Raw genomic sequence first — 17,479 nt, forward strand, 5'->3', positions numbered from 1 at the left:
GCCGGCGCTCAGTCCGCGATGCCCACCACCAGCCAGATCCCGGCCACCCCGCCCACCGTGCACATCAGCGTGGACAGGGCGGGGTGCTTGTGGTGTGCCTCGGGGAGGATCTCGGCGGACGCGAGGTACAGCAGGACGCCTCCGAAGAAGCCGAGGTATGCGCCGAGGGGTTCCTCCGGAAGGGTGAACAGCAAAGTGGACGCCGCGCCCACGACGGGGGCGACGGCGTCCGCGAAGAGCATCATCAGGGCCTTGCGGCGGTCGTTCCCGTAGAGGCTGGTGAGCGTGTACGTGTTGAACCCGTCGGCGAAGTCGTGGGTGATGACGGCCAGCGCCACGGCCACGCCCATCCCCCCGCCGACCTGGAAGGCCGCGCCCAGGGCCACCCCGTCGGCGAGGCTGTGGCCGACCATGGCCGCGGCCGCGGTGAGCCCGACCTGGGGGGTGCGGCCACCGTTCTCGGCGCCGTGCGAGGCCTGGCGGACCGCCAGCAGCCGTTCCACGACGTGCGCGACCAGGAATCCGGCCACGAAGAGCAGCAGGGCGAGCGGGACACCGAACACCTCGCCGCCCGCCGCGTGGAGGGCCTCCGGGAGCAGGTCGAGGCCCACGACGCCGAGCATCAGCCCGCCGGCCAGGCCCAGCACGAGGTGGCGGCGGTCGGTGACGCGCTGCGCCGCCCATCCGCCCGCCAGGGTCATCAGGAACGCGCCCAACGCCACGATCACGGCCATGCGCCCCTGAATACAGACTCCTCGCCCCGCGCGCACGTCCGCGCGCGGGTGGCGGGTGGCGGAGGGTTGACGGCCGGCCGGCCGGTGGTGTTCCAGTGACGGTGACGGTGACGGCGACGGTGACTACGGAAGGAGGGCCCCCGGTGGGCGAGTACGCGACGCAGGTGGTGGTCGGGGTCGGCGGACGCGCGGGGGTTTCCGTCGCGGAGGTCTGCGCCCTGGTCGAGGAGACGCTGCGGGGGGCCGGGCTGGCCGTGGGGGCGGTGACGGCGCTGGCCACGGTGGAGTCGAAGGCGGGTGAGGCCGGGATCACGGGTGCGGCGGAACGTTTCGGCGTGCCCCTGGTGAGCTATCCCGCCGCCCAGCTGGCCGCCATCGCCGTGCCGCACCCCTCGGAGGCGGCGCGCGCCGCCACCGGGACCCCCTCGGTGGCGGAGGCCGCGGCCCTCGCGGGCGGCGGGGAACTCCTCGTGCCCAAGCGGCGGTCGGTGGCGGCGACCTGCGCCGTGGCCACGGCACAGGCGCACGACCTGCGCCATCACGGGGACGCCGAGGTGATCGACGCGGGCTCCGCGCTGGTGGACCTGGCGGTCAACGTACGGGCGGACACTCCCCCGGACTGGCTCAAGCAGCGGATCGCCGCCTCCCTCGGGGATCTCGCCGCATATCCCGACGGCCGACGTGCCCGCGCGGCGGTGGCGGCCCGGCACGGGCTGCCGGTCGAGCGGGTGCTGCTGACGGCCGGGGCCGCGGAGGCCTTCGTACTGATCGCCCGGGCCCTGGGAGCCGTACGGCCGGTCGTGGTGCATCCGCAGTTCACCGAGCCGGAAGCGGCCCTGCGGGACGCGGGGCACCAGGTCGAGCGCGTGGTGCTGCGGGCGGCGGACGGCTTCCGGCTGGACCCGGCGGCCGTGCCCGGGGACGCGGACCTGGTGGTGATCGGCAATCCGACCAACCCGACGTCCGTGCTGCACCCGGCGGAAACCCTCTCCGCGCTGGCCCGGCCGGGCCGGATCCTGGTCGTGGACGAGGCGTTCATGGACGCGGTCCCGGGCGAGCGGGAAGCCCTGGCCGGACGGATGGACCTGCCGGGGCTGGTGGTGCTGCGGAGCCTGACCAAAACGTGGGGGCTGGCGGGGCTGCGGATCGGCTACGTGCTGGCCGAGCCCGAGGTGATCGCGAAACTGGCGGCCGCACAGCCGTTGTGGCCGGTGTCGACCCCGGCGCTGGTGGCGGCCGAGGCCTGTGTGGCTCCGGCGGCGCTGGCCGAGGCGGAGGAGGCGGCCCGGCGGATCGCGGTGGACCGGGCGCATCTGCTGGCCGGGCTCGCGGAGTTCGACGAGGTGACGGTCGTCGGGGTGGCGGAGGGGCCGTTCGTCCTGATCCGGGTGGCGGGCGGGGCGGAGGTCCGCACCCGGCTGCGCGCCCTCGGCTTCGCCGTCCGCCGCGGGGACACCTTCCCGGGGCTGGACCACTCCTGGCTCCGGCTGGCGGTGCGCGACCGGGCGACGACAGGCCGGCTGCTCCAGGCCCTGGACCACGCCCTCGCGCTGACCGCGCGCTGACCGCGCGCCGAGCGTGAGCCGAGCGCGCGCCGACCGTGAGCCGAGCGCGCGCCGACCGTGAGCCGAGCGGGCCGACCTCCACCGCACTCGCCTGACCTGCGATCCTCACCGAGCGCTGATGATGCCGTCACCCGTTCGGCCCCCTACGATGGCCGCGGGGGCGGGGCCGGGTGAGGATCCCCGCATCGGTCATCAGTGCATGACATCGGGGGTCGGGAATGAAGGCATACGCCAGGACGGGCACGGCGCTGGCCGCGCTCGCGGTCGTGGGCGGCGGGATCTACGCCGTGCCACGGCTGCTCGACAGCGGCGCCGCGCCCGCCGCTGAGCAGCGGCTCCAGGGCGATCCCGGGCAGGGCGAGCCGGCTCGGGGGAAGCCGGACGCTCCACAGCCCGCCGCCCCGGGGAAGCCGTTCACGCTGGTGGCGACCGGCGACATCATCCCGTACCCGTCGATCGTCCAGCGGTCGGCGGACGACGCGGGCAAGGCCGGGGAGTACGACTTCCGGAAGATACTCGCCGGGGTCAAACCCCTGGTCTCCGCCGCCGACCTGGCGATATGCCACCACGAGATACCGTACGGACGTCCCGGCGGCCCCTACACCGGCTATCCCACCTTCAAGGCCCCGCACCAGTTGGCGGACGCCCTCAAGGACGCCGGGTACGACAGCTGTTCCACCGCCTCGAACCACACCCTGGACGACGGCTACGAGGGCCTCGCCCGCACCCTGGAGCACCTCGACCGGGTCGGCATCCCGCACGTCGGCTCGGCCCGTAGCGCGGAGGAGGCCAAGGCCCCGGCGCTGCTCGCGGCGGGCGGCGCGAAGGTCGCCCAGCTCTCCTACACGTACGGCACGAACGGCATCCCGCTTCCCCAGGACAAGCCGTGGGCCGTCAACCTGATCGACAAGGACCGGATCATCGCCGACGCCCGGGCCGCCCGGGCGGGGGGCGCGAACGTGGTGGTGCTCAGCGTCCACTGGGGTACCGAGTGGCAGACCGCGCCGGACGAACAGCAGAAGGCGCTGGCGCAGGCGCTGACCGCCTCCCGTTCGGCCGACGGGCTTCCCGACATCGATCTGATCATCGGCACGCACAACCACGTGCCGCAGCCCTACGAGAAGATCAACGGCACCTGGGTGGTCTTCGGGATGGGCGACCAGGTCGCCAGCTTCGTACCGGCCGACAAACTGCGCGGCAACCAGTCCTCGGTCCCCCGCTTCACCTTCTCCCCGTCGGCGGGCCATCCGGGCCGCTGGGAGGTGGTGAAGGCCGAATACCTCACGCAGTACTCGGACATGGGGCCGCCGTTCCGCGTCGTCTGCGCCTCCTGCGCGGCCTCGGACAGCTCGCTCGCGGCCGCGAAGCGGAGCGAGTACGCGCGGATCGACCAGCAGGTCACCGAGGCCGTGATGTCCCGTGGCGCGGGCGGACAGGGACTGGAACACGCCACCGGCTGAGCACGTCACCCGCCGAACCCGCCGCCGAGCCCGGTGGCCACCGGGGCCCGCAGGCCACCGGGCCCGCCGACCCATGAGTCACCGGACACGCCGCCCGTCCTCGCCCGGTACCCGTTGAGCGCTCCCCTCCGTGCGCTCTTCGGGGCGGGCACGCCGGGCGGCGGCCCGGGGCTCCCGGCCGCCCTACGAGGACCTGCCCCGCCGGGTGACCAGGAGCGCGCCCCCGCCGATGGCGAGCAGGGCCAGGGCCCCGCCTGCGACGTAGGGAGTCAGTGAACCGCCGCCGGTCTCGGCGAGGTTGGCGCCGGTGGTGCCGCCGGACGTGGCGGAACGGGAGCCGGTCCCCGTCGCCACCTGGGGCTTGATGTCCGGGTCCGCGGGCGGGTTCGGCGTCGGCGCCGCGCCCCTCGGGGACTCGCAGTGCGCCTCGGCGAGCACGATCTCGCCGTCTACCTTCGCCACGTTCAGGTTCAGCGGGTTCACCGCCACCTTCAGGCGGAGCGCGGCCGCGGCCGCCGTGGTGGAGGTGGTCTCCGTACCGGACAGCTCCAGGTCGATCCGGCCCACTCCGGGGACCTCGACCTTGGTGGGGCCGCCCGCCGACAGGGTGACCTTCTTGCCGAGCGCCGTCACCTTCCCTAGGGCGTTCGCGCTCGCCACCGGCTTCCTGCCCGCCTCGCAGACGGCCTTGGAGGTGACGTTCTCCACCTCGATGAGGGAGAGCAGCGGCAGTCCGGGCACGTGGACGGAGGCGTTGGCGAGGTTGGCCTCCGCCTCGGCCCGGGTCTTGTCGGCGGTCGCCTTGGAGGTGGCCGCTTCGGCGCGCAGCACACTGATCGGATCGTTCCCCTCGACCCCGTCCAGGGTGACGGTCAGCGCGGTCTTCTCGGCCGTCGCCGGGGCACTGACCTCGTTGAGGGTCGTCTTCAGCGGGAGGTTCACGGCCTTGTTGAGCAGGCCCACGTCCAGTCCGGCGCGCAGGACGACGGCGCCCGCCTTGCCCTCACCCCCGGCCGCGCCCCCTCCCGTGGCGAAGGCGGGCGGAGCGGTGAGCAGGGCCACGGCCCCCGTGGCGAGGAGGACGGCCGCGGGCATGCGGAAGGTATGGCTGTTCACGGTGGTGGAACCCCCGGGGAGTTGGGTGCCGTCGCGCCGCCGATGGGGGACATCGCGGGCGCCGACGGACTCGACCCCGGAATCTTTACGCACTGTGGGTGAACGGGGGGCAACCTGACGCGAGTTCACCCCAAAGGGTGGTTTCCGGGTGCATATTCGAATCATTACGCCTCATGAAGAGCGCGAGTCTTCTCCTTTCGCGGACACCCGGCCCGAGCGGTCATCCTCAACGACCGACGGGCCGCAGATGTCACGCGACGTCAACCGGGCGCCGCTCGCACGGCCGCACGGCCGCACGGTTCAGGCCCTGACCCTGCCGTTCACGACGACCCGCAGCGGCCGCGCCAGCACGCGTACGTCGGCCCGCGGGTCGGCGGAGTACACCACGAGGTCGGCGGGTGCCCCCTCGGTCAGTCCCGGCCTGCCGAGCCACTCGCGGGCCGCCCAGGCCGTCGCGGAGAGGGCGTCGATCGGTGGGATACCGGCCTTGACCAGCTCCGCGACCTCCCCCGCGACCAGTCCGTGCGGCAGGGAGCCGCCCGCGTCGGTGCCGACGAAGACCTCGATGCCCGCGTCGTAGGCGGCGCGGACGGTGTCGTAGCGCCGTTCGTGGAGCCGTCGCATGTGCGCCGACCAGTGCGGGAACTTCGCCTCGCCGCCCGCCGCCATCTTCGGGAAGTTCGCGATGTTCACGAGCGTCGGGACGATCGCGACCCCGCGCTCCGCGAACAGCGGGATGGTGTCCTCGGTGAGGCCGGTGGCGTGTTCGATGCAGTCGATGCCCGCCTCGACCAGGTCGCGCAGCGAGTCCTCGGCGAAGCAGTGCGCCGTGACGCGGGCGCCCAGCCGGTGCGCCTCGGCGATGGCCGCCTCGACCTCAGCGCGCGGCCAGCAGGCCGCGAGGTCCCCGGCCTCGCGGTCGATCCAGTCGCCGACGAGTTTGACCCAGCCGTCGCCGCGCAGCGCCTCACGGCCGACGTACTCGACGAGGTCGGCGGGTTCGATCTCGTGGGCGTAGTTGCGGATGTAGCGGCGGGTGCGCGCGATGTGCCGCCCCGCCCGGATGATCTTCGGCAGGTCCTCGCGGTCGTCGATCCAGCGGGTGTCGGAGGGCGAACCGGCGTCCCGGATGAGGAGGGTGCCGGCGTCGCGGTCGGTGAGGGCCTGGCGCTCGGCGGTCGCGGCGTCGACCGGGCCGTGGGCGTCCAGGCCCACGTGGCAGTGTGCGTCGACCAGCCCGGGCAGGGCCCAGCCGGTCACCGTGGTGACCTCGCGGGCGCCGCGCGGGCACTCGTAGGAGATCCGCCCGCCGACCACCCACAGCTCGTCGCGCACCTCGTCGGGCCCGACCAGCACCCGCCCCTTGACGTGCAGCACGTCGCGCACGTCGTTCGCACCGCCTGCATGGCTCACACCGCTCACACCGCTCACACCGCTCATGGCGGCACTGTACGCACGGGCCCTGCCGCTTCAGGAGGCGGAGAGGGCGTCCAGCAGCCGGTCCACGTCCGCCTCCGTGTTGTAGAGGTGGAACGAGGCCCGCAGGAGGCCGGCGCGGGCCGATGTGACGATGCCGGCCGCCTCCAGGGCCGGCTGCCGGTCGACGAGGCCCGGCACGGAGACGATGGCGGAGTCGCCGGGGACGGGCTCGTGGCCCAGGCGCGCGATCCCGGCCCGGTAGCGGGCGGCCAGGGCGGTGTCGTGGGCGTGGACGGCCTCGATGCCGATCCGCTCCAGCAGGGCCAGCGCGGACTCGGACGCGTGGTAGGCGAGGAAGGCCGGGGACTCGTCGAACCGCCGCGCCCCGTGGGCGAGTTCCGCCATCGGCCCGTAGGTGGCGTCCCCCTCGGCCACCGCCGGAACCCATCCGGCGTGCAGCGGGGTCAGCGTGTCCTGGGCCTCCGCCGACACCGTCAGGTACGAGGCTCCGCGCACGCCGAGCAGCCATTTGAACCCGGCGGCGACCGTGTACTCGTACGGCGAGGCGTCGAACGGGAGCCAGCCGACCGCCTGGGTCGCGTCCACGAGCATCCGGGCCCCGTGCGCGGTCGCCGCGGCGCGCACCGCCGCCAGGTCCGCCTTGCGGCCGTCCGCGGACTGCACGACGCTCAGCGAGACCAGGGCGGTGCCGGGGCCCACGGCCTCGGCGACGGATTCGAGCGGGGCGAAGCGCACCTTGAGGTCGCCGCGCGCCACGAAGGGGTTGATCACGGAGGAGAACTCACCCTCGGGGCACAGCACTTCGGCGCCGGGCGGGAGTGAGGCGGCGACGAGGCCGACGTGGGTGGAGACGGCCGAGCCGGTGGACACCCGGTCGGTGTCCACCCCGACCAGGCGGGCGAAGGCCGCCCGGGCCCCGTTCACGCGGTCGAAGTCACCGAAGCCGGTGGGGAGCCCGGCCCCCGCCGCCTCGGCCAGCTCCCGTACGGCCGCGACGGCGGAACGCGGGACGACCCCGCACTTGGCGGTGTTGAGGTAGGTGGTGGAGTGGGCGAACTCGGCACGGGTCGCTTCGGGGAGCGGGAGATCCATACCGTCAACTCTGCGCCAGGAACGGCCCGCAGTCCATCGCCGGGTCCCCCGAGTCGCCCGAGTCCCCCAAGTCTCCCCGGGTGATCCTTATCCCTGGGGGACCGCGCACGCGCCGTCGGGCTCGCAGGCCTCGGCGGCCGCGGCCGGTTCCTCGACCTCGCGCCCGGCCCACGCCTGCTCCAGGGCCCGGGTGAACACCTCGGCCGGCTGTCCGCCGGAGATCCCGTAGCGGCGGTCGAGGACGAAGAACGGTACGGCGTTCGCGCCCAGCTCGGCGGCCTCGCGCTCGTCGGCCCGGACCTCGTCGGCGTAGGCGGAGCCGTCGGCGAGGACGGTGCGTGCCTCGGCCTCGTCCAGTCCGGCCTCGACGGCGAGCGCGATCAGCACCTCGGGGTCGAAGACGGAGCGCTCCTCGGCGAAGTTGGCCCGGTAGGCGAGGTCGAGCAGCTCCTCCTGGCGGCCGCGGGCGGCGGCCAGGTGCAGCAGCCGGTGGATGTCGAAGGTGTTGCCGTGGTCGCGGCCCTCGGTCCGGTACGTGAGCCCCTCGGCGCGGGCGCTGGCGGCGACGTGCTCCTCCATGCCGCGCGCCTCGTCGAGGGTGCGGCCGTACTTCTTGGCGAGCATCTCCACGACGGGAGCGGTGACGCCCTTCGCCCCGCCCGGGTCGAGCTCGAAGGACCGGAAGACGACCTCCACCTCGTCGCGGTGCGCGAACTCGGCCAGCCCCTTGGTGAAACGGGCCTTTCCGATGTAGCACCAGGGACAGGCGATGTCGCTCCAGATTTCGACGCGCATGATCCTTCTTCTCTCCGGGTTCAGGGGGGAAACGGTTTGTCGTTCAACCATTCACCGCCCCGTCTCATTCCCCGGACGGGGCCGGCACCTGGCCCACCTGCAGCCAGAGGGTGCGGTGGGTGCCCGAGCGGGGGGCCGACGCGTCCGCGAGCCAGCCCTGGGCGGCGTAGAAGGCCTGGGCGCGGAGGTTGTGCTCGTAGACCTCCAGGCGCACCCGGCGGATTCCGGCCCGCCGCCAGGCGTCCAGGCAGGCGGCGTGCAGGGCGGCCCCGGTGCCGCGGCGCCAGTGGACGGGGTCGACGTGGAGCTGGGTGAGGGTGGTCTCGCCGTCCCGCGTGCGGAACGCGGCGACCCCGGTCAGCTCGCCGTCCTGCTCGGCGCAGAGCACCTCGCCCTCGGCCGCTTCCCGGGCCATGGCCCGCGACCAGCCCTCGCGGGTCCGCTGGAGCTCGGCGTCGCCCAGGTAGGCCTGCTCGGGGATGTGGCCCTGGTAGTAGGTGGCACGGGCCCGGGCGTGCAGGGCGGCGATCGCGGGGAGGTCGGCGGGGTGCGCGGCTCTGATCACGGGAGTGGGAACGCGCCGGGAGCCTCGACGGTTCCCGGCGCGCCGGCCGCGCGGCCTTCGTGGCTACTTCTTCAGCCACACCTCCATCATCTTCTGGGCGATCGGCGCGGCCAGCTTCCCGCCACCGATCTCGGAGCGGTCGGTGTCGGAGTTCTCGATCACCACGGCCACCGCGATCTGCTTGCCGTTCGACTTGCCGTACGAGGTGAACCAGGCCAGCGGTGCGAGGCTGTTGTTGACACCGCGCTGGGCGGTACCGGTCTTGCCGCCGACCTCGGCGCCGGACACCTGGGCCGGCTTGCCGCCGCCCTCGGAGGCGACCGTGCGCATGGCGTCGCGGATCATCGAGGCGGTCTTCTCCCCCATGACCTGCCGGGACTTCGGGTCCTTGAAACTCTCCAGCACGTTGCCGCCCGCGTCGGTGACCTCGGAGACCAGGTGCGGGGCGACGAGCTTGCCGCCGTTCTCGATCGCGGCCGTCACCATCGCCATCTGGAGCGGGGTGGCCTGCACGTCGAACTGGCCGATACCCGTCTGCGCGACCTGGTCGACCGACATCTTCTTCGACGGGTACTTGCTGGGCGGGTTGGTGCGGACCGGGGTGTCGATCTGCACGTTGAAACCGAGCTTCTCGGCCGTCGCCCGCATCTTGTCCTGGCCCAGCTTGGAGGCGAGCTCGGCGAAGACGTTGTTGCAGGACAGCTTCAGGGCGGTGCGCACCGAGACGTTGTTGCAGGCCGCGGAGCCCGCCTCGCTGGGCAGCGGGGTGCGGGTGCCGGGGATCGTGTACGGGTCGGCGATCCCGGTCTGCCGGTCGAGGTCGGTGACGAGGCCGTTCTCGATCGCCGCGGCGAGGGTGACCAGCTTGAAGGTGGAGCCGGGTGCCTGGGGCTTGCGCAGCGCCACGTTCTCCATGGCCTTGCCCTGGTCGGCGGAGAGCTCGGTCCACGCCTCCTTGTCGTTGGCGCCGGCGATGCTGCCCGGGTCGAAGGAGGGGTTGTTCACCACGGCGAGGATCTCGCCGGTCTTCGGGTCCATGGCCACGGCCGCGCCCTGCTTGCCCTGGAGCGCGTCGTAGGCGGCCTTCTGGACGTCCTTGTCGATGGTGGTCAGGACGTTGCCGGGGGCGGCCCGCTTGTTGGTGAGCATGTCCATCACCGTCTTCAGCCGGCTGTCGGAGCCGTTGAGGACGTTCTTGTAGATGCCCTCCAGCATGGTGGTGCCGTAGGCCTGGGAGCTGTAGCCCGTGACCGGTGCGTAGAGGGGCCCGTCGACGTACGTCCGCTTGTAGGCGAAGTCCTTGCCGCCCGTCTTCACCGAGCCGGTGATCGCCTCCCCGCCCACGATGATGTTGCCCAGCGGGTTCTCGTACTGCCCGATGAGATTCCGGCGGTTGTGCTTGTCGTCTGCGAGGGCCTGGCCTTGGTACGCCTGCACCCAGGTGACGCGGACCAGCAGGGCCAGCACCAGAAGCAGACAGAAGACCGACGCACGCCTGATCGTCTTGTTCATCCCCCAAAAGGACGTCCCTGCGGCCCCAGCCGTTCCGCTCTGCCCCGATTGTGGCGGGGTTCTCAGCCTTTCTTCATGATGAAGCCTCCCTCGTAGGCCGCGATGACCGCCTGGGTGCGGTCGCGGGAGCCCGTCTTGGTGAGGACCGCGGCGACGTGGGTCTTGACGGTCTGCGGCCCGACGCCGAGGCGCTCGCTCATCTCGTGGTTGGACAGCCCGGTGGCCATCAGACGCAGGACGTCGGCCTCGCGCTCGGTGAGCCGGGCCACCCAGGGCGCGCCGGCGGGCGGGGCACCGGCCGTATGGGCGGCGGCGAGGGAGCGGACGGCGGCCGGGAAGAGCAGCGAGTCGCCGCGGGCGACGAGCCGGACCGCGCCGATCAGCTCGTCGGGGTCGGCCCGCTTGAGGAGGAAGCCGGCGGCTCCCGCGCGCAGCGCGTCGTAGACGTAGGCGTCGTTCTCGAAGGTGGTGACGACCACGATCCGGGGCGGCTCGGCCATGGTGGCGAGGATCTGCTGGGTGGCCCGGATGCCGTCGATCTCGGGCATCCGGACGTCCATGAGCACCACGTCGGGGGCCAGTGAGCGGACCAGCGGAACCGCCTCGGCCCCGGTGGCCGCCTCACCGACGACCTCCAGGTCGGTTTCGGCCTCCAGGATGACCCGCAGCGCGGTGCGGACCATCCGCTCGTCGTCGCAGAGCACGATGCGCAGCGGCGGCCGCGGCGCGGGGGCGGGCGGGGGCGCGGCGGTCATCGGGCTTCTCCGGCGAGCGGGAGGACGGCCCGCAGCCGCCACCGGTCGCCGTGCGGGCCGGCCTCGACGCTGCCGCCGAGCAGTGCGGCGCGTTCCGTGGCGCCGCGCAGTCCGCGGCCCCCGGTGGTACGGGTCTCCCGGTCCTCGGCGGGGGCCGCCGGCGGGTTGGTCATGGTGATCTCCAGTTCACGGTGTGCGGTGTCGGGGCCGGCCTGGACGCGGATCCGCAGATCCACCGGGCCCGCGCCGTGCCGCAGGGCGTTGGTGAGGCCTTCCTGGACGATCCGGTACGCCTCGCGGGAGGCGATCGCCGGGAGGGCGGCCCAGTCCCCGGCGGGTCCGGGGTCCTGGTGCGCGGTGACGGTGGTGCCGGCGGCCCGGGTGCGGGCCAGCAGTCCGTCGAGGTCGGCGGCGAGGGTGGGCGCGGGCGCGGCGTCCGGCCGGGCCGGGTCCCCGTCCCGCAGCAGGCCCAGTACGGCGTCGAGCTCGCCCACCGTCCGCCGCGTGGTGTCCTCGATCGCGGCCAGCGCCTCCCGTACGAAGCCGGGGTCGCGCTCCAGCATCCGCCGGGCGGCGGCCGCCTGGAGGGTGACGGCGCTCAGGGCGTGCCCGACCGCGTCGTGCAGCTCCCGGGCCAGCCGGTTGCGCACGGCCAGGTCGGCGGCCCGTTCCTCGGCCGCGGCCAGCCGGTCCGCCGCCGTGGGCCCGAGCAGTACGGGCGCCATCCTGGCCAGCAGCTTCCCCGCCCCGACCGCGCACAGGGTGAGCCCGGCCAGCAGCCCGATCCCGACCAGGGGGGCGATGTACGGGTCGGCGGCCGTGGAGAACCAGCCGTACCCCAGCCGGACGTCCCGCAGCCGTCCCACGACCGGCACCGCGATCAGCATGACCGCCATGGGCGGCACCGCGAGGGTCATTCCGCTGATCAGCGCGCCGGTCCCCAGGTGCAGGGTCCACCAGGCCGAGGCCCGCCCCCGGGCGGCCCAGGACGTGGCCGGACCGTCGGCCAACCGCTCCCCCGGCACCTCGCACATGGCCCGGACGGCGGCCACCGACATCGGCCGGACCGGCCCGACCAGCGCCGTGACGGCGACGAGGGGCAGGGAGGCGGCGTAGGCGAGGAAAGTGAGCGGGGCGGAGTTGAGCGCGTTGACCCCGCCCGCGACGACACCGACCACCACCTGCGTGAGCAGGAAGTACGGCATGAGCAGGGCGCCGCCGAGGATCAGGTGTACCCAGCGCCACCGGGCCCGCGCCACCGGCAGCCGGCTCACCCGGGGCGGCGGGTGGCGAGGAACCGTATGAGGACGGTGCCGGTGAGCAATCCGGTGATCATCTGACCAGCGTAGATCAACAGCGTTGTGGCGGGAGGCCCTTCGCCCCCGTCCAGCTGCGGTCCCAGCGCGGCGACCGTCATCCATGCCCCCCAGCTCAGCATGGCCGCCCCGCCGGTCCAGGCGAGGCCCAGCGGCCACCGTGCCCGCAGCGTCCCGCCACGGGCCAGCAGCAGGGCTCCCGCTCCGGCGGCGAGCGCGCACATCGCGTGGACCGCCGACACCACGGCCGTGTCCGCCGAGTACGCGGCCGCCCGCTCGGCGCCCAGACCGGCGGCGCCTCCGAAGGCCCAGTACACCAGCACCCCCGCGACCGCCAGGCCGACGGCCGCCGCGGCTGCCGCCGCCACCCCCGTGGACGACGGCAGCCGCTCCCCCGTCACGCCCCGCCAGGCCCGTCCCCAGCGCTCCCGCGCATAGGGCACGAACAGAGCGGCCAGGGCGAGTCCTTGGACCGTGAATCCGGTGTAGACGACGTGGAACACCCACGGGTCCAGGAAGGGTTTCCGTGCCGCCTCCACCGCCGGGTCCGTCCCGAAGCCGATGGCCCGTACGAGCAGTTGGCCCGGGAAGCCGAGGAGGATCGGGGTCAGCAGCCCGGTGGCCACGAACACCGGAACGGTCAGCAGCGGGCCGGGTACCCGTATGCCCCAGGGCCTGGTGAGCACCAGCACCAGCAGGATCACGCAGGCGTCCATGGCCAGCGTGACGGCATTGGCCGCGTTGAAGAACGGGCCCGGCTCCCGCAGCACGCTGCCCTCGGGTATCCCGAGGTGACTCCCGCACAGCCAGACCGTCTTGAGCCCCAGATACGGCACGGTGGCGGTCAGGGCCACCGCCCGCAGGATCCGCCGCCCGCTCCCCGGGCGGGAGGGCGACGGCCGCTTCACTTCCGTCAGGTCACTCGGGTGCGTCTCTCGCGTGTTCATGGCTCTACGGTCGCGCCCGCGCGGCCCCGCCACCTCCCCCTTGAAGGGGAACCGCCTCCCCCACGCGGGGGAGTACAACGCCCGCCCCGCCTGCGCCGCATGTCACATGCGGCGCGTCACCACCGACAGCCGGTCCCGCGCCTCGAACAGCGCCGCCTTGATGACCTGCTCGTGCTCCCCCGTCAGCCGGGCCACCGGCACCGAGCAGCTCACCGCGTCCCGCGCCGGCGTCCGGTACGGCACGGCCACCCCGAAGCAGCGCAGCCCGAGCGTGTTCTCCTCCCGGTCCACCGCGTACCCCTGCTCCCGCACCAGAGCCAGCTCCTCGATGAGCTGCTCCCGGTCGGTGACCGTGTGCTCGGTGACCGCCTCCAGCCGCCGCGGCAGCAGCCCCCGTACCTCCTGGTCCGTGTGCGTGGCCAGCAGGGCCTTGCCCAGCGCGGTCGAGTGCACGGGCAGCCGCCGCCCGACCCGGGTGAAGGGGCGCAGGTAGTGCTGGGACTGCCGGGTGGCGAGGTAGACCACGCTCGTCCCGTCCAGCCGGGCCAGGTGGATGGTCTCCGTCGTGTCGTCGGAGAGCCGGTCCAGGGTGGGCCGGGCCGCGGCGACCACCTCGTCCCCGTCGATGTACGAACTGCCGACCAGCAGGGCCCGTACGCCGATGCCGTACCGGGTGCCCGTCGCGTCCGTCTCCACCCACCCCAGGTTCACCAGCGTCCGCAGCAGCATGTAGAGGCTGGACTTCGGCAGGGAGAGGTCGCTCTGGATGTCGGCCAGGCTGTGCAGCCCCGGCCGCGCCGCGAAGTGCTCCAGCAGCAGGACGGTCCGCACCGCCGATTTGACCGGCGCCGCCTGGGCAGGGATCCCCGGCTCGGTCGTCGTCATACGCCTGCTTCCCCTCTGGTCGCCTCTTGTCACGCCGAGGACGCGGAAATAGAGTCCACAGCAGATGTGATCATTCATCCACCGGAACTGCGTTCAGAATACTGAACGATCCAGGAGGCAGTGGGCCATGACAACGACACCAGTCTGGAGTGTGGACCCCCGCACCGGGAAGCAGCGCGAACAGGTTGCGGTGGAGGCCACACCCGGCGAGGTGGACGAAGCCGTACGGGCCGCCCACGCCGCCCGTGGCCCGCTCGCCGACGCCACCGTGCGCGCCGCCTTCCTGCGCGCCGCCGCCGCGCTGCTGGACGAGGCCGCCGTGCACGTGATCGAGGCCGCCGACGCCGAGACCGCGCTCGGTCCGGGCCGCCTCACCGGCGAACTGGCCCGCACCACCGGCCAGCTGCGCGCCTTCGCCGACGCCGTGGACGCCGGGGCCTACCTGGACATCCGGATCGACCGCGCCGACCCCTCCCTCAGCCCGCCGCGCCCCGAACTGCGCCGCTACAAGGTCCCGCTGGGCGTGGTCGCGGTCTACGCCGCCTCCAACTTCCCGCTCGCCTTCTCCGTCCCCGGCGGGGACACCGCGAGCGCGCTCGCCGCCGGCTGTCCGGTGGTCGTCAAGGCGCACCCCGACCACCCCGCCACCTCCGAGCTGTGCGCCTCGCTGCTGCGCCGGGCCGCGGTCGCGACCGGGCTTCCGGCCGAAGTGGTGAGCGTGGTCCACGGGTTCGACTCCGGCCTGGATCTGATCCGCCACCCGCTGGTGGCGGCCGCCGGATTCACCGGTTCCATCCGGGGCGGGCGGGCCCTGTTCGACGCGGCCGCCGCCCGGCCCGTACCCATCCCCTTCCACGGCGAACTGGGATCCCTCAACCCGGTCGTGGTCACCCCGGCCGCCGCCGCCGAGCGCGCCGAGGAGATCGGCGCCGGGCTCGCGGGCTCGGTCACCCTCGGCGTCGGCCAGTTCTGCGTGAAGCCCGGCCTGGTGCTGGTCCCCGAGGGCGCGGACGGCGACCGGGTCACCGGCGAGCTCACCAAGGCGCTCGGGGAGACCGAGCCGGGGGTGCTGCTCGACCACCGGATGCGGGAGAACTTCGTCTCCGGGGTACGCGAGCGGGCCGCGCTGCCCGGCGTCGACGCGCCCGTGACCCCCGGGTCCGGCGGCGAGCACACCGTCGGCGCGGGCTACCTGACCGTGCGCGCCGGGAGCCTCCTGGAGGGCGGCGCACACGACGTGCTCCTGGAGGAGTGCTTCGGCCCGGTCACCGTCGTCGTGCGGTACGCCGACCAGGGCGAGGCGAGCGCGGTCCTCGGGCTCCTCGGCGGGAACCTGAGCGCCACCCTCCAGCTGTCGGCCGCCGAGACCGAGGGCGCGCCCGGACCGGCCGCCGATTTGATCGGGCAGGTCACCGGGCTGGCGGGGCGGATCGTGGTCAACGGCTGGCCGACCGGGGTCGCGGTGGCCCCGGCCCAGCACCACGGCGGCCCGTACCCGGCCGCGACCTCGCACTCCACCTCGGTGGGTGGCACGGCGATCGAACGCTGGCTGCGTCCGGTGGCCTACCAGTCCGTGCCGGACGCGCTCCTTCCGGCGGAGCTGCGCGAGGCCAACCCGCTGGGGCTGCCGCGTCAGGTCACCGGGGGCTGAGCGTCCCGGTGTCCCGGCAGGCGCCGCCGCCCGCCGGGACACCGGAAACCCCGTTGCCCGCCCCTGGTCCGTCGCGGCAGGCTGCGCCGCATGCCGAAGCCGCACGGGTTCACCTACGAACGCCACCGGGACGACTCCGTCGTCATCACCCACCGGGGCCGCACCGCGATCACCCTGCGCGGGAGCCGCGCCGAGAAGTTCCTGGCCGAGGTGGGGTCCGGCGACGCTCAGCTCGTGATGGCCCGCTGGACCGGCTCGTACAAGTTCGGCAACGAGCGCGTCGCCCGCGGTCACCCCCGCAATCAGCGCTGACCACCCGAACGGCCCGAAACATCCCGCGAGGGTAAGGGAACGGCAAAGCACCTCCGGTCGTTCTCCGGGCATGACCGCTATGACCCCTGGATCCAACCTGCCGCTCAATGCCGTCCGCGTGACGGTCGACGTGGCTGCGCCGGTACGGCTCGACGTATCGGCCCTGCTCCTGACGGCGGACGGCAAGGTGCGCTCCGACGCCGACTTCATCTTCTTCAACCAGCCCTCCGGGCCCGGTGTCAGCTACCGGTCCGGCGGGGGTACGGCACCGGACTCGATCACCGTGGACACGGCCGCCCTGCCCCAGGGCATCGAGCGGATCGTGGTCACCGCCAGCCCCGACGCCGCCGGGCAGTCCTTCCAGGGCATCGAGCCCACTGGCACCGTGCGCAACGCCGACGGCGGCGCGGTGATCGCCTCCTTCACCCCGCCGCGGCTGGGCACCGAGACCGCGCTCGTCGTCGTCGAGGTCTACCAGCGCGGCGGCGTGTGGAAGGTGCGCGCGGTAGGCCAGGGGTACGCCAACGGTCTGGCGGGCATCGCCACCGACTTCGGGGTCTCCGTGGACGAGGAGCCCGCGGCGCCCCAGGCCGTGGCCCCGGCGCCTTCCGCACCCCCGGCCCCGCCGGTCTCGTACCCGGCCTCCCCCTGGCTCGGCGGCCCCACCACGCCCGCGGCTCCCGCCCCGGCCGCCCCCGTGGCGCCCCCCGCACCCGCGGCCCCCGCGCCCGGCGCCGGGAAGATCAACCTCGACAAGGGCCGGGTCAGCCTCCAGAAGAACCAGACCGTCTCCCTCGTCAAGGGCGGCCGCCCGCTGCTCTCCCAGGTCAAGATGGGTCTGGGCTGGGAGCCGGCCTTCCGCGGCAAGGACATCGACCTCGACGCCTCCGTCATCGCGTACGGCCCCCAGCGCAACCACATCGACAGCTGCTACTTCGGCAAGCTGTCCATCCTCGGCGGTGCCATCAAGCACTCCGGTGACAATCTCACCGGTGAGGGTGCGGGCGACGACGAGGTGATCGTCGTGGACCTCGGCCGGATCCCCGCCGACGCCACCGGCCTGGTGTTCACGGTCAACTCCTTCTCCGGCCAGAAGTTCACCGAGGTGGCCAAGGCCTACTGCCGGCTCATCGACGCGGCGAGCGGCGAGGAGCTGGTGCGCTTCGACCTCACGGGCGCCGAGCCCCAGACCGGCGTGATGATGGCCAAGCTGATCAAGCAGTTCTCCGGCGAGTGGGAGATGACCGCCCTGGGCGACTTTGTGAAGTCGCGCACAGTGCGCGGCATGGTCAAGCCCGCCGCGCAGGCACTCTGAGCAGGTGGGCGGGCACATG

General features: G+C 73.6%; 16 protein-coding genes. 5 read left to right on the forward strand and 11 right to left on the reverse strand.

The annotated features are described in order from the left end of the window. Positions 1–8 precede the first annotated feature (8 nt). Positions 9–734 (reverse strand): ZIP family metal transporter, encoded by a 726-nt coding sequence (locus tag ACFY04_RS00100; RefSeq protein WP_389113377.1) that lies wholly within the window; start codon positions 732–734, stop codon positions 9–11. Positions 735–877: 143 nt separating this feature from the next. Between ACFY04_RS00100 and cobC the strand changes: the two genes are divergently transcribed. Then, positions 878–2,299 carry an Rv2231c family pyridoxal phosphate-dependent protein CobC gene (gene cobC / locus ACFY04_RS00105; protein WP_389113379.1) on the forward strand — a complete coding sequence of 474 codons (1,422 nt, stop codon included), beginning with the start codon at positions 878–880 and terminating at the stop codon, positions 2,297–2,299. Between the two features lie 218 nt (positions 2,300–2,517). Continuing rightward, on the forward strand, positions 2,518–3,759 hold the full coding sequence (locus tag ACFY04_RS00110; RefSeq protein ID WP_389113380.1) for a CapA family protein: 1,242 nt from the start codon (positions 2,518–2,520) through the stop codon (positions 3,757–3,759). A 183-nt stretch (positions 3,760–3,942) separates the two neighbouring features. On the opposite strand, the gene ACFY04_RS00115 is transcribed toward ACFY04_RS00110, so the two are convergent. From ACFY04_RS00115 to ACFY04_RS00160, 10 genes are all read right to left on the reverse strand, one after another. Then, positions 3,943–4,875 carry an SCO1860 family LAETG-anchored protein gene (locus ACFY04_RS00115; RefSeq protein WP_389113382.1) on the reverse strand — a complete coding sequence of 311 codons (933 nt, stop codon included), beginning with the start codon at positions 4,873–4,875 and terminating at the stop codon, positions 3,943–3,945. Positions 4,876–5,175: 300 nt separating this feature from the next. Beyond that, entirely contained in the window at positions 5,176–6,315 is a 1,140-nt protein-coding gene (locus ACFY04_RS00120) for an amidohydrolase family protein (RefSeq protein WP_389113384.1), read from the reverse strand. Between the two features lie 30 nt (positions 6,316–6,345). Further along, entirely contained in the window at positions 6,346–7,407 is a 1,062-nt protein-coding gene (locus ACFY04_RS00125) for an aminotransferase class V-fold PLP-dependent enzyme (RefSeq protein ID WP_389113386.1), read from the reverse strand. A gap of 87 nt (positions 7,408–7,494) precedes the next feature. Next, the gene (locus ACFY04_RS00130; RefSeq protein WP_389113388.1) at positions 7,495–8,202 is read right to left on the reverse strand and encodes a DsbA family oxidoreductase; all 708 of its coding nucleotides are present in this window, start codon (positions 8,200–8,202) and stop codon (positions 7,495–7,497) included. Between the two features lie 64 nt (positions 8,203–8,266). After that, positions 8,267–8,767, reverse strand: coding sequence for a GNAT family N-acetyltransferase (locus tag ACFY04_RS00135; RefSeq protein ID WP_389113390.1), 501 nt, complete (start codon positions 8,765–8,767; stop codon positions 8,267–8,269). Between the two features lie 63 nt (positions 8,768–8,830). Continuing rightward, on the reverse strand, positions 8,831–10,279 hold the full coding sequence (locus tag ACFY04_RS00140) for a peptidoglycan D,D-transpeptidase FtsI family protein (protein WP_389113392.1): 1,449 nt from the start codon (positions 10,277–10,279) through the stop codon (positions 8,831–8,833). Positions 10,280–10,341: 62 nt separating this feature from the next. Next, entirely contained in the window at positions 10,342–11,034 is a 693-nt protein-coding gene (locus ACFY04_RS00145) for a response regulator (RefSeq protein ID WP_389113394.1), read from the reverse strand. Further along, the gene (locus ACFY04_RS00150; RefSeq protein ID WP_389113892.1) at positions 11,031–12,299 is read right to left on the reverse strand and encodes a sensor histidine kinase; all 1,269 of its coding nucleotides are present in this window, start codon (positions 12,297–12,299) and stop codon (positions 11,031–11,033) included. The genes ACFY04_RS00145 and ACFY04_RS00150 overlap by 4 nt, the downstream gene beginning before the upstream one ends. Before the next feature lie 5 nt (positions 12,300–12,304). After that, positions 12,305–13,297 carry a hypothetical protein gene (locus ACFY04_RS00155; protein ID WP_389113396.1) on the reverse strand — a complete coding sequence of 331 codons (993 nt, stop codon included), beginning with the start codon at positions 13,295–13,297 and terminating at the stop codon, positions 12,305–12,307. A gap of 102 nt (positions 13,298–13,399) precedes the next feature. Next, complete coding sequence (locus tag ACFY04_RS00160) at positions 13,400–14,182, reverse strand: IclR family transcriptional regulator (protein WP_389113398.1); 783 nt, start codon at positions 14,180–14,182, stop codon at positions 13,400–13,402. A 127-nt stretch (positions 14,183–14,309) separates the two neighbouring features. Between ACFY04_RS00160 and ACFY04_RS00165 the strand changes: the two genes are divergently transcribed. From ACFY04_RS00165 to ACFY04_RS00175, 3 genes are all read left to right on the forward strand, one after another. Beyond that, the gene (locus ACFY04_RS00165) at positions 14,310–15,833 is read left to right on the forward strand and encodes an aldehyde dehydrogenase (NADP(+)) (protein ID WP_389113400.1); all 1,524 of its coding nucleotides are present in this window, start codon (positions 14,310–14,312) and stop codon (positions 15,831–15,833) included. A gap of 90 nt (positions 15,834–15,923) precedes the next feature. Next, positions 15,924–16,145, forward strand: coding sequence for a hypothetical protein (locus tag ACFY04_RS00170; RefSeq protein ID WP_389113402.1), 222 nt, complete (start codon positions 15,924–15,926; stop codon positions 16,143–16,145). A 70-nt stretch (positions 16,146–16,215) separates the two neighbouring features. After that, positions 16,216–17,460 carry a TerD family protein gene (locus ACFY04_RS00175; RefSeq protein ID WP_389113404.1) on the forward strand — a complete coding sequence of 415 codons (1,245 nt, stop codon included), beginning with the start codon at positions 16,216–16,218 and terminating at the stop codon, positions 17,458–17,460. Positions 17,461–17,479: the final 19 nt, after the last annotated feature.

The organism is Streptomyces sp. NPDC001549 (assembly GCF_042894025.1).
GTDB lineage: Bacteria > Actinomycetota > Actinomycetes > Streptomycetales > Streptomycetaceae > Streptomyces > Streptomyces kutzneri.